12 protein-coding genes are annotated in these 12,484 nt (G+C 29.4%); 3 read left to right on the forward strand and 9 right to left on the reverse strand.

Features of this window, described 5'->3' with window-relative positions; all coding sequences use genetic code 11:
• Positions 1–92 precede the first annotated feature (92 nt).
• On the forward strand, positions 93–512 hold the full coding sequence (locus L0U72_RS03215) for a hypothetical protein (protein WP_101916899.1): 420 nt from the start codon (positions 93–95) through the stop codon (positions 510–512).
• Positions 513–939: 427 nt separating this feature from the next.
• Positions 940–1,284: a hypothetical protein gene (locus L0U72_RS03220; RefSeq protein WP_101916900.1), complete on the forward strand. Its 345-nt coding sequence runs from the start codon at positions 940–942 to the stop codon at positions 1,282–1,284.
• Between the two features lie 101 nt (positions 1,285–1,385).
• Here L0U72_RS03220 and uvrB read toward each other — a convergent pair whose 3' ends face one another.
• The 9 genes from uvrB to L0U72_RS03265 form a co-directional block, all read right to left on the reverse strand.
• Positions 1,386–3,374, reverse strand: coding sequence for an excinuclease ABC subunit UvrB (uvrB, locus tag L0U72_RS03225; protein ID WP_233898405.1), 1,989 nt, complete (start codon positions 3,372–3,374; stop codon positions 1,386–1,388).
• A 101-nt stretch (positions 3,375–3,475) separates the two neighbouring features.
• Positions 3,476–4,174 carry a response regulator transcription factor gene (locus tag L0U72_RS03230; protein ID WP_233898406.1) on the reverse strand — a complete coding sequence of 233 codons (699 nt, stop codon included), beginning with the start codon at positions 4,172–4,174 and terminating at the stop codon, positions 3,476–3,478.
• A gap of 13 nt (positions 4,175–4,187) precedes the next feature.
• Positions 4,188–5,753 carry a sensor histidine kinase gene (locus tag L0U72_RS03235; protein ID WP_101916903.1) on the reverse strand — a complete coding sequence of 522 codons (1,566 nt, stop codon included), beginning with the start codon at positions 5,751–5,753 and terminating at the stop codon, positions 4,188–4,190.
• 111 nt (positions 5,754–5,864) lie between these two features.
• Positions 5,865–6,455: a dephospho-CoA kinase gene (gene coaE, locus L0U72_RS03240; RefSeq protein ID WP_193699870.1), complete on the reverse strand. Its 591-nt coding sequence runs from the start codon at positions 6,453–6,455 to the stop codon at positions 5,865–5,867.
• 13 nt (positions 6,456–6,468) lie between these two features.
• A complete protein-coding gene (locus L0U72_RS03245; RefSeq protein ID WP_233860928.1) occupies positions 6,469–7,404 on the reverse strand; it encodes a YbbR-like domain-containing protein in 936 nt (311 codons plus the stop codon).
• A gap of 128 nt (positions 7,405–7,532) precedes the next feature.
• Positions 7,533–7,850 carry a preprotein translocase subunit YajC gene (gene yajC, locus L0U72_RS03250; protein ID WP_101916906.1) on the reverse strand — a complete coding sequence of 106 codons (318 nt, stop codon included), beginning with the start codon at positions 7,848–7,850 and terminating at the stop codon, positions 7,533–7,535.
• The gene (locus L0U72_RS03255; RefSeq protein ID WP_101916907.1) at positions 7,850–8,317 is read right to left on the reverse strand and encodes a DUF1573 domain-containing protein; all 468 of its coding nucleotides are present in this window, start codon (positions 8,315–8,317) and stop codon (positions 7,850–7,852) included. Before L0U72_RS03255 ends, yajC begins: the two co-directional genes overlap by 1 nt.
• A gap of 40 nt (positions 8,318–8,357) precedes the next feature.
• A complete protein-coding gene (nusB, locus tag L0U72_RS03260) occupies positions 8,358–9,296 on the reverse strand; it encodes a transcription antitermination factor NusB (RefSeq protein WP_101916908.1) in 939 nt (312 codons plus the stop codon).
• 89 nt (positions 9,297–9,385) lie between these two features.
• Positions 9,386–10,486 (reverse strand): Glu/Leu/Phe/Val family dehydrogenase, encoded by a 1,101-nt coding sequence (locus tag L0U72_RS03265; protein ID WP_101916909.1) that lies wholly within the window; start codon positions 10,484–10,486, stop codon positions 9,386–9,388.
• A 163-nt stretch (positions 10,487–10,649) separates the two neighbouring features.
• Between L0U72_RS03265 and L0U72_RS03270 the strand changes: the two genes are divergently transcribed.
• On the forward strand, positions 10,650–12,404 hold the full coding sequence (locus L0U72_RS03270) for an ABC transporter ATP-binding protein (protein WP_101916910.1): 1,755 nt from the start codon (positions 10,650–10,652) through the stop codon (positions 12,402–12,404).
• Positions 12,405–12,484 lie beyond the last annotated feature (80 nt).

Consider the following 12,484-nt stretch of genomic DNA (forward strand, 5'->3'; position numbering starts at 1 on the left):
AATAATTTAAACTAAATAAAAAAGTATCATCAAAAAACACGATACTACATTGGTAGTATCGTGTTTTTTTAATTTAGAAAAAAATAGAAAAGATGTTAAAAAACAATTCTAAAATTATTTTCATGCTAATAATGCCACTGTTTTTCGCTTGCAAATCAGTTTCTATAAGCGAGATTAAAAAACAATATGTAAGAGCAGGTTCTAAGTTTGATACTTCAAAAATGAAGTATTCTGCGATAATTGAATCACCTATAGATAGCTTTAAAATTCTGTCCGTAGAAATTGCTGATAAAAAATTTAAGAATATCACTATTATTGAAATTCCGAATGGTAAAATTAAAAATCAAAAAGAAACATTGTTTCCAGGGAAGTATTATATTGATATAAAGGTAGAAGATGCTCTTTTTTCAAAGGAAAGTATCGAAACTTTAAAATTAAATATTCTAGTGAAAGAGAAACTCCAAACCTTAAAAGGAAAATCAGTTATTCAAAAAGATTTATTAAGAAAGTAAATATGAAATTGCTTGTTTTTAGTTTTCTATCTGCAAAAAAAAGAGTGAAATAGTTGTTCTTATTTATAATGTAAATTAATTGTTACGTCTTTTTTGATGCTAAAATATATTTTTTATATTACAGATATTTTAAATATTTGAGTTTTTATTTAAAAAATAGATACTGATAATTATCTTTTTGTATTAAATTATTATTGAAATCATTGTTTAATTAAGTTCTTATTGTTGAGGTTTTTAAGTATATCTTGAAAATAGTCGTGAATTTATCTTTTTAACCTGTTTTTAAGTAACTATTCTTTGAGTTTTTGTTAAAAGTAAACTAACATTACCATTAGTATTCTGCCGTAAATTTGTAGTGGTTTGCAAACCCAAGAACATTTTATATTTAATTAGAAAATTGTAATTATTAAGAATAATAAACAACATTATGAAAACAATTAAATTTTTATTAGTAGCGCTTTTTTTAACAGCAAATACTTTAATGGTAACTGCTGGAACTACAAATCCTTCAGAAGGAGCATTGGTATTAATAAATAAACAAGTTCAAAAATTATTAAAAAACCCAAAATTTGAATTAAAAACAGACGTTTCTGTAATTGTAAAATTAACAATAAATAGTAAAAATGAACTTATTGTGTTATCGGTAGATTCAAAAAATAATACGGAAAAAATAGAAAATTATATTAAAAGAAGCTTAAATTACAAGAAAATTCAAGGTAAAGTGAATACAGAAGTATATAATTTACCTGTAACTTTAGTAGCATCTAAATAATTAAAAGTAACTTTTTATTTTTAATTACTTTTTTTATTTTTTGAAAACGACTTTTATGATATTCATAAAAGTCGTTTTTTAATTTAAACAGGCTCTAAGTTTTATAGATTCTTTCTTAAAATAGCAATTTCATCACGTAATTGTGCAGCGACCATAAAATCTAAATTTTTAGCAGCAGTTTCCATTTCTTTACGTTTTCCTCGGATACGTTTTTCTATTTCTTCCTTGGATAAAAATTGTAAATCTTGTTTTGAAACTTTTTCAATAGCATTATCATAATGAAAAGAAGTAATGGTATCTTGAGAAAGTGTATTGTCTAATTTTTTATTGATTTGCGTTGGTGTAATGCCATTTTTAGTATTGTAATTTTGCTGTTTTTTTCGTCTGTAATCGGTTTCATCCATGGTTCGTTGCATACTTTTGGTGATTTTATCGGCATATAAAATAGCACGTCCGTTTACATTTCTCGCCGCCCGACCAACAGTTTGTGTTATCGAACGATGACTGCGTAAAAATCCTTCTTTATCAGCATCTAAAATGGCAACTAAGGAAACTTCGGGTAAATCCAAACCTTCACGTAATAAATTTACACCAATTAAAACATCAAACAAACCTCTTCGTAAATCTTGCATGATTTGAACTCGCTCTAAAGTATCTACATCCGAATGAATATAACGACAACGAATTTGAATTCTGGTTAAATATTTTGCTAATTCTTCCGCCATTCGTTTGGTTAAAGTGGTTACCAAAGTTCGCTCGTCTTTTTCTACTCGGATTTGTATTTCTTCAATTAAATCATCAATTTGATTTTCGCTCGGACGAACTTCAATTATTGGATCTAATAAACCTGTCGGGCGAATTACTTGTTCCACAAATACGCCTTCAGTTTTTTGCAATTCATAATCTGCAGGTGTTGCAGATACATAAATTACTTGGTTTTGTAATGCTTCAAATTCCTCAAATTTTAAAGGACGATTATCCATCGCCGCAGGCAAACGAAAACCATATTCTACTAGATTTTCTTTTCGACTTCTATCGCCACCATACATGGCATGCGTTTGCGGAATGGTAACGTGACTTTCATCAATAATCATTAAAAAATCATCAGGAAAATAATCTAATAAACAAAACGGGCGAGTACCTGGAGCTCGTCCGTCTAAATATCGAGAATAATTTTCAATTCCTGAACAATAGCCCAATTCTCGAATCATTTCTAAATCGAACTCGGTGCGTTCTAACAAACGTTTTGCCTCCAAATGTTTGCCAATTTCTTTGAAATAATCCACCTGTTTTACCATATCATCTTGTATTTGATGAATGGCATTTTGCAACACATCAGGAGAGGTTACAAATAAATTTGCAGGGTAAATAGTGAGTTCATCTAATTTTTCAATTCGCTGATTATTTTCAATATTGAAAGTTTCAATTTCTTCAATTTCATCTCCGAAAAAATGAATTTTATAACCGCTATCGCCATACGATGGATAAATAGTAACGACATCGCCTTTTACTTTAAAAGTTCCACTTTTTATGTCAGTTTCGGTTCGAGAATATAAACTGGTCACCAGTTTGTGTAAAAATTTGGTGCGTGAAATTTGTTGATTTACAGCGATTGGAATCACATTTTTTTTAAACTCCTTCGGATTTCCAATACCGTATAAACAAGAAACAGAAGCAATAACGATAATATCGCTACGACCAGAAAGTAATGAAGAGGAAGTGCTAATTCGAAGGCGTTCTATTTCATCATTGATAGATAAATCTTTTTCAATAAAAGTTCCCGTAACAGGAATATAGGCTTCTGGCTGATAATAATCATAATAAGAAACAAAATATTCAACGGCATTGTTCGGGAAAAACTGCTTGAATTCGGCATATAATTGTGCCGCTAATGTTTTATTATGTGCCAAAACCAAGGTAGGACGATTCACTTGGGCAACTACATTTGCTACGGTAAAAGTTTTACCAGAACCTGTAACACCTAAAAGTGTTTGGTATTTTTCGTCAGTATTTAATCCGTTGACTAATTGTTTGATAGCGGTTGGTTGATCGCCTGTTGGCTTAAAATCAGAGTGTAATTCAAAGTTCATATTGCAAAAATACGCATAGTTTATCAGCATAAAAAAAAGACTTCTTTTTTAATAAGAAGTCTTTTTAAAATTTTTATTTAGAACTTTTTTAGTATATTTATTTATACTTTTTCTAATAAACGAAATCCTTCTCCGTGAATATTGATAATTTCAACATTTTTATCACCTTTTAAATATTTTCGAAGTTTGGCAATATATACATCCATACTTCTGGAAGTGAAGTAATTATCATCTCTCCATATTTTAGTTAAGGCAAGTTCACGAGGCATTAGGTCATTTTTATGAACGGCTAATAATCGTAATAATTTGCTTTCTTTAGGCGAAAGTTTTTGAGGTTCAGCTCCATTTAACGATAAATGACGTAGTTTAGAATTGAAATCGAAACCTCCAATTTTAAATAAAAATTCATCGGTATCGTTTGTTTTTTCGTTTTCTTTACGTTGTAAAATTGCTTTTATTTTATGCAATAAAACTTCTGAATCAAAAGGTTTGTTTAAATAATCATCTGCTCCAACTTGATAGCCTCTTAAAACATCTTCTTTTAATGTTTTGGCGGTTAAAAATATAATTGGAATTTCTTTGTTGGTGGTACGAATGTCTTGCGCTAATGAAAATCCATCTTTACGAGGCATCATTACATCTAAAATACACAAATCATATTCGCTATTTTTAAACATAATTAATCCATCGATTCCGTCTTTAGCAAGTGTAACATTGTAATCATTTAATGCTAAATAATCTTTAAGAACAGTTCCAAAATTTGGATCGTCTTCTACTAATAATATTTTTTTGCTCCCCATTTGTTTGTTTTTTTTAGATTAGTGGTAATTTTACTGTAAATACGCTTCCTTTTCCTTTTTCACTTTCAACGCTAACAGTACCTTGATGTCCTTCTACAATTTCTTTAACGTATGCGAGTCCTAAACCGTGTCCTTTTACGTTGTGTATATTTCCTTTATGTTCTCTATAAAATTTATCAAAAACGTATTTTTGTGCATTTTTACTCATTCCGATACCTTCATCTTTTATTTTGATGATAAAATATTTGTTGGTACTTTGTGTATAAACATCAATTTTAGGAGCTCCTTCAGAATACTTCAATGCATTTTCGAGCATATTCACGATGATGTTTATTAAGTGAAATTGATTTCCAGAAATTTCGGTAATTATGGCTTCATAATGTGGTGTTACGCTTCCTTTTTTGTCATCAACTAAAAGCTGAATATGTTCAATAGCTTCTTCAATAACATCGTGCATATCGGTTGCTTCCTTACTAATTTCTAGTTGTTTTTTTTCTAATCGAGATATTCTTAATACGTTTTCAACTTGCGTGTGCATTCGTTTATTTTCTTCACGAATCATTTTCACGTATCGTTTTACTTTTTCTTGATCGGCTATAATTTTAGGATTTTTAATAGCATCTAAAGCTAAATTGATGGTCGCGATTGGTGTTTTAAATTCGTGCGTCATGTTATTAATAAAATCTGTTTTTATTTCAGATATTTTTTTCTGACGAATCAATAAATAGAGTGATGTTGAGAAAGCGAAAATAATAATTCCGATAAATAATAAGGATAGTGCTAAAATTTTAAACATTCCTGAGAGTAAATTTTTTCTTTCATCAGGAAATTTGATGTATAATTTATATTTACTGATGCCGTTATCGTCGGCTAATAGTGGATAATTTGCATCATTTGGTTGTATGTTAAAGTATCCTGATTTTAATTGTGTTGCTAATCCGTCTTCATATACGCCGTATTTAAAATCCTGCGTTATGTTCATTTTAGCCAATTCTTCTTTGATGGTAATGTTGAGTTCTTTATTGCTAATTCTTTGATTAATAGGGTATAATCTTTTCTTTTGAAGAAACATATCTTCAATTAATTTTTTATTAAATTTCGGATATGTTTTAAATGTAGAGAAGCTTGTTTCTTCTACAAATGGTTTAAAGTCTTTATTTTCTGATTTAATTACTTGCGATGAATAAAAGTCTTGTTTACTTGAATATCGTTTTAAAATAATGGAATCATTGTTTATAAAATCGCCAGGCATTTTGATACTTTCGCCTAAAATAGTAGTTCCGAACGTAAATTTTCGTTTACTTGTGGTGTCTATTTGTTGAAAAAGATAGGTTGTTATTTCGGCATCGGAAACGAACTTTTTATCTTTTAGAAATTCTTGATTATTTTGAATAAATTCGGCGTATTCTCTATCTTTAATTCTTTCGGAAGTTCTTGCTAGGGCGATTTTAATATTGCTATCAAATTGTTGTTGTTTATTTTTGATAGCATCTTTAATCCAATACATTTGAACCGAGATAATTCCTACCAAAGAAATACTCATTAAAACAACAATCAGAATAAAAATTTTTTTCCCCATAGTATCCAAAAATAAATTAATAAAATGAAGGTTTGGTTATTTTTAACTTTTTTTAACAGAAATATTATAAAGTTAAGTTATTTTTAAGAGTTTTTTTTGATAAAACACAAATTAGCGATTTGTATTTGTTAAAATATTGTGAATTCTTGTAACTTCATGTTGTGTATTTTCACGGATGATATTTTGAATTACATAATTAGATTGCAGTATTTTTTTGGTTTCGCTCCACTGATTTTTGATTCTATTTTTTACGGCTGTAATAGTGGTATTATCTCTTTTTAAAACGCGTTCAATTCTGATATTTTCAGGTGCTGTTACGGTAATTATTTTATCACAAAAGTTATTGCTATTATTCTCAAAAAGGATGGCATTTTCGTAGAGAATATAGCTTTTTTGGGCATTTTCAAGGATGAAATTTTGAAAATGTTTATGAACCACAGGATGTACGATAGCGTTTAAAACGGCTAATTTTTCTTTATTTTTAAAAACGATATTTGCTAAAAATGCTGTATTTAATTCGTTGTTTTTGTAGGTGTTTTCGCCAAATTCGGCGATTAATTTTGTTTTAATTTCCTCAGAGGAGTTCATTAATTTTTTAGCTTGAGAATCCGCAATATAAATAGCGATATTTTCAAATTTTGCAAACATTTTTATTACGGTAGATTTTCCGCTACCAATGCCACCTGTTACGCCTATAATCATTTTAGTTATATTTTTATTTTGCTGTTTTTTTATGAATTAAAAAATCTATTTTCTTAGGAACGATTCTAATTATTGTAATTGAATCGGGTTTTTTTATTAATTTGGGAGTAAGATAAGAGGTTTCATCAATTTTTATTTGTTTGTAATCGCAGGCAATTTTAAAAAGATTTGGATTAATTTTGTTAAAATTTTTCAATCCTACTTTATAGATTACGTTCACTTTTTTAGGAAAAATATTGATACCTTTTGGAGCATTTTTCACTAAAACAGGAATTTCAATTTCTCCTTGTGTAAATTTATCGACAAAAATACTTATTTCTGCTGATTTTAGCGTTGTTTTTACGTGTTCAGGAATTTGAATTTTGGAGGTGATTTTAGTATTTTCAGAAACATTTACGAGCTTTTTTTCGATTAAATTTAGTTCCTTAATTTTTTCTATGATTAATTTTTCTCCAGAAATGAGTACATTTTTAGGAGTTATTTTCAGAGGTGTTGCCAGGTCGTAACCGAGTTGAAAATTGAGGTCTAAATTTGGTTTTAAAGGAACTATTTTAGTGTGTAATGTTCCTATTTTAAGCGGAATCGTATCTTTTTGAATGCGTATTAATTTAATTCCTGATGGTAACTGATTTTTAAGTTTTGGTTGTAGTTCTTTGGTTAAGAAATAATAATCATTTGTGTCTTTATTTTTTACTTTTGATAGGTTCAGTGCTAGAATATTATTTTTAAAATTAGTACTGATAAGTTTAAAACCGCTTCCTTTTACGAGTAGTGGAATTTTTTCAACTGGCGTATCAATAATTATTTTTTTGATAGGCAAATTGGTGTAGGCTACTTGAAATAGTATTTCGGTAGTGTATTGTTTTGATAAGTTTATCAGCAACCAAAAAAGTATGGATGCTGTTAAAAAACCGAAAAAAGTTTTTGGTATGTTACTTTTTTTTTTCAAAATTCTTAAAATTTTAAAATTCAGAATAGAAGATAAAAATACAATAAAAATACAACAAACAGGCACAAAAAAAAGAGTGCTGTATAGCACTCTTTTTTAGATATAAATCGGTATAATAAAAAATAGTATTATTTAACGTCTGTTTGATATTTTTTACTTAATTCCATAGAAATTGCAGAGCGTTCAAATTTAATTTTACCAGCACCAGTTTCAATAGTAACGGTATTATCGGTGTCGTTAATTTCTACGATTTTACCATGAATACCACTAGAAGTAACTACTTTAATTCCTTTAACAACAGTGGTTTGGAATTTTTTTTCATTTTTTTGACGTTTCATCTGCGGACGAATAATCAAGAAATAAAAAACACCAATCATTGCAACAAAAGGAAGCATACTCATAATGCTTTCTTGGGTACTTGCTTGTAAAAGAATCGTTATAAACATTATGCTTTTTTATTTTTAGGAGTTACCATACCTGTAATTTTGATAACTTCTCTACCTTTTTGAGTATTGGTTGTTAAGGTAATTGATTTTGATTGTTTGTTTGGTTTTCCGCTTGTATTAAAACTTACTTGAATTTCACCTGTTTCACCTGGAGCAATTGCTTCTTTAGGCCATGATGGCACAGTACAACCACAACTTGCTTGTGCGTTTGTAATTACTAAATCAGATTTTCCAGTATTTGTAACAATAAAAGATGTTTTAACAACCTCTCCTTCGTTTACAGTTCCGAAATTATGCTCTTCTTTATCAAAAGAAATAGAAGCTGTTCCTTTATTGATAGAAACATCTCTTTTTTCAGCATTTTCTACGTTTTCTTTTTTTACTTTAGACGAGGCATCGCTTTTTCCACAAGAAATAAAAACTCCTGTTGAAAGAACAAATGCAATTGCTAGTGCTATTTTCTTCATGTTAAAATAATTAATTTGTTTTGGTAAAAATAATAAATTTTTATAACAAACCTCTACCAGTTTTCACCATTTTTTCAGAAGCTAAGTAATCTTTCGATAATTTATCTAATACACCGTTGATAAAGTAGCCACTTTTATTGGTCGAATAATCTTTAGCAAGTTCAATATATTCGTTGATGCTCACTCTACTAGGAATTGAGGGAAAGTGTAAAAATTCAGTAATCGACATTTTAATGATAATCATATCGATATCAGCAATTCTATCAGCTTCCCAGTTGGGTGTTTTTTCGATAATATCGTCTTGATAATTGTGTTGATTCAACACTGTTTTTTGAAATAGTTTTGACACAAATTGTTTGTCTTCACTATCTTTATAAAGGCTTCCGAGTATAAAAGGATTTTGTTCTTTTTGTTTATTTAATGATTTTGAAATCCAAGTATTTACAAAAGGAATATCATCTACCCAAGAAATCATTTTATCTTCAAAATAATCGGCTAATTTTTCATTAGGAGCGATAATTTCTTTAAAAAATGATACGATAAAAGTTTTATCTACATGAAAAGAATCTTTTGGATTTTTCATATATTCTTGATACAAATCACTGTTTAGTAATTCGTCTAAAATGATTCGTACATATTCATTGTCTAGCTCCCAATAGTTAAGTTCGTGTAAGCTTACGTATGCTTCTAAACTGCTACTTTGCATTAATTTATTGATAAGTTTATTGTCAATAAATTTGGTATTTGGGTTTAATTCTTCTTTAGTGGCAAGTATTTTCTTTTTAGAAAGTACGATTCTCTTTTGAGCTAATTTTTGCACTTCAACTAATAATTGAAGATTAAGTGCATATAAATCATACATTTTATCAATGCTGTTTTTCAAGAACTTTTCTTCTTTTAGGATATCATCACTGTGTGATTGCTGTATTGCGTACACCGATTGCATTACTTTAACTCGAATATGTCTTCTGTTAATCATTTGAAAGAACTTTTAAAAACTTTTTAAAAAAAAGAGCGGTAGAAACTATTTCTAACGCTCTGCAAAAGTAAAACTTTTTTATTTTTTACCTAGTTATTTTTTTCTTTTTTACGTGCATCGATTCTTGCTTGTGCAATATTGAAGGCTGCTTGGTGTGTTGTAATGCTTTTTTTGTCTGCTAAGTTGAAAATATCTAAGGTTGTATTGAAGATATTTTCGGTTCTTTTTAAGCTTTCTGCTTTATCATATCCAGCAACTTCGGCGTACACATTTATAATTCCACCCGCGTTAATTAAAAAGTCAGGAGCGTATGCAATTCCTTTTTCTCTCAATAATTTACCGTGTTTTAATTCATCTGCTAATTGATTGTTAGCTGCACCAGCAATAACTTTTGCTTTTAATTGTGCAATACTTTGGTCATTTATGGTTGCTCCTAAGGCACATGGTGCATAAATATCGACATCTAAACCGTAAATATCGTTTCCTAAGATTACGCTAGCACCGTATTTTTTACTTAATTCTTCTAAACGGGCTTCGTTAATATCGTTTAAAATAACTTGCGCACCTTCATCGGTAATATGTTTTACTAAAGTTTCACCAACATGACCAACTCCTTGAACTAATACTTTTTTTCCGTTTAAGTTTTCGGAACCAAAACGATATTTTGCTGCTGCTTTCATTCCCATATAAACACCATAAGCAGTTACAGGTGATGGATTTCCTGAACCACCAATAGCTTCAGAAATACCAGCAACGTGTGGCGTTACTTCGCGAATAATATCCATGTCATGCGTTTCCATACCAACATCTTCGGCAGTAATATATTTTCCGCTTAATGAATTTACATATTCTCCAAACTTACGCATTAATACGTCGTTTTTTTGAGTTTTAGCATCACCGATAATTACGGCTTTACCACCACCAAGATTTAAGCCTGTAATAGCTGCTTTATACGTCATTCCACGTGATAAACGTAACACATCATTTAACGCTTCCCATTCACTTTTGTATTGCCACATTCGAGTACCTCCTAAAGCAGGTCCTAAAGTTGTATTATGAATACCGATTATTGCCTTTAAACCTGTATCTTCGTCATTGCAAAAAACGATTTGTTCGTGATTGTCAAAAGATAACTGACCAAATACTGGGTCATTCTTAAGGTCTTTAGTATCAATGATTTCTGATGTCATTTGTTTGGGGTTTTAAGTTGAGATTATTTTTAATATCTCAAAAATTTCATCACAAAAATAAGAAATCGATAAAACATAAGCAATAAAAGAAGCCTTAATTATAATATCTTTAGTTTTGATACTTTTTATTTTTATAATTTTTAACTAAAAAAATATTTTCATTTTGAAATCATTAAAATATCTTAATAAATACTTTATAAAATATAAATGGCGGTTATTATTGGGCGTGTTAATTACCATTTTAGCAAAAGTCCTGACCTTAAAAATACCTGATTTTGTTGGAAATTCTCTAAATGTTGTGGAAGATTATCGCTTGGGAAAAGTAACCGATTTATCCGAAGTAAAAAGTGTTTTATTCGATAATATTATGTTGATAATCGGCGTTACTTTATTGGGTGGTTTTTTTACTTTTCTGATGCGACAAACCATTATTGTAATGTCTCGAATGATTGAATTTGATTTAAAGAATGAAATTTATCAGCAATATCAGCGTTTATCGACTAATTTTTATAAAAACAACAGAACGGGCGATTTAATGAATCGTATTAGCGAAGATGTTTCGAAAGTGCGTATGTATTTTGGTCCTGCGATTATGTATTCGTTAAATATGCTGATTTCCTTAGTTATTGGATTTAGTCAAATGTATGCAATTTCTCCTACGCTTACTTTTTATACGATGCTTCCGTTTCCTATTTTATCGGTTTCGATTTTCGTGTTAAGCAAACAAATCAACAAACGAAGTACGATTGTTCAACAATATTTATCAAAATTAACAACGTTTAATCAAGAGTTTTTTTCGGGGATTAATGTCGTTAAATCGTATGCGATAGAACCACAAGTAATCGCTTCTTTTGATGAAATAGCAAATCAAAGTAAAGAGAAAAACATCGATTTATATAAAATTCAAGCCTTATTTTTTCCGTTGATGATTTTATTAATCGGGATTAGTAATATTATTGTGCTATACATTGGTGGAAAACAATATATTGCTGGCGAAATTCAATTAGGTGCAATTGGAGCATTTATAATGTATGTAAATATCTTAACTTGGCCAGTAGCCGTAGTGGGTTGGGTAACCTCGATGGTGCAACAAGCTGAAGCATCACAACAACGAATTAATGAATTTTTAGAACAAGTTCCTGAAATCAGCAATACGACAAATACACACACCGACATAAAAGGTAAAATTGAATTTAAAAATGTTTCTTTAACCTATGATGATACGAATATTACGGCATTAAAAAACGTAAATTTAATTATTGAAAAAGGCGAAACATTGGCTATTTTAGGAAAAACAGGTAGTGGAAAATCAACGATTATCAATTTAATTGCTCGCTTATATGATGCCACTGAAGGTGAAGTTTTAATCGATGGAAAAAATATAAAAGAATGTAATTTATATGATGTCCGAAATCAACTTGGTTTTGTGCCTCAAGACCCATTTTTATTTTCCGATACGCTTGAAAATAATATTAAATTCGGAAAAGAAAATGCCACAGAACAAGAAATTATAGAAGCCTCCAAAAATGCCGTAATTCATGATAATATTATAGGATTTAAAAATGGTTATCAAACGATTTTAGGGGAAAGAGGCGTTACTTTATCGGGAGGACAAAAACAACGAACAGCCATTGCGAGAGCGATTATTAAAAATCCTAAAGTATTAATTTTTGATGATTGTTTATCGGCAGTTGATACTCAAACCGAATCACAAATTTTAACAAATTTAGAGAACGTATCGAGCGATAAAACAACCATTATCATAAGTCATAGAGTGTCATCAGCCAAAAATGCCGATAAAATTATTGTATTAGATGCAGGAGAAATTGTACAGCAAGGTGTTCATAATCAGTTAATAAAAGTGTCAGGATATTATAAAACGTTATATGAACAACAACTTTTAGAAAAAGAATTGTAATGTTTCGTATTGCCAAATCAATTATTTTATTAGATTTGTTGAGCAACTTAAAAAAGAAATTTAAAGAAATAAAAAATTAT

The sequence above is a fragment of the Tenacibaculum piscium genome, assembly GCF_021390755.1.
In the GTDB taxonomy this organism is placed as follows: domain Bacteria; phylum Bacteroidota; class Bacteroidia; order Flavobacteriales; family Flavobacteriaceae; genus Polaribacter; species Polaribacter piscius.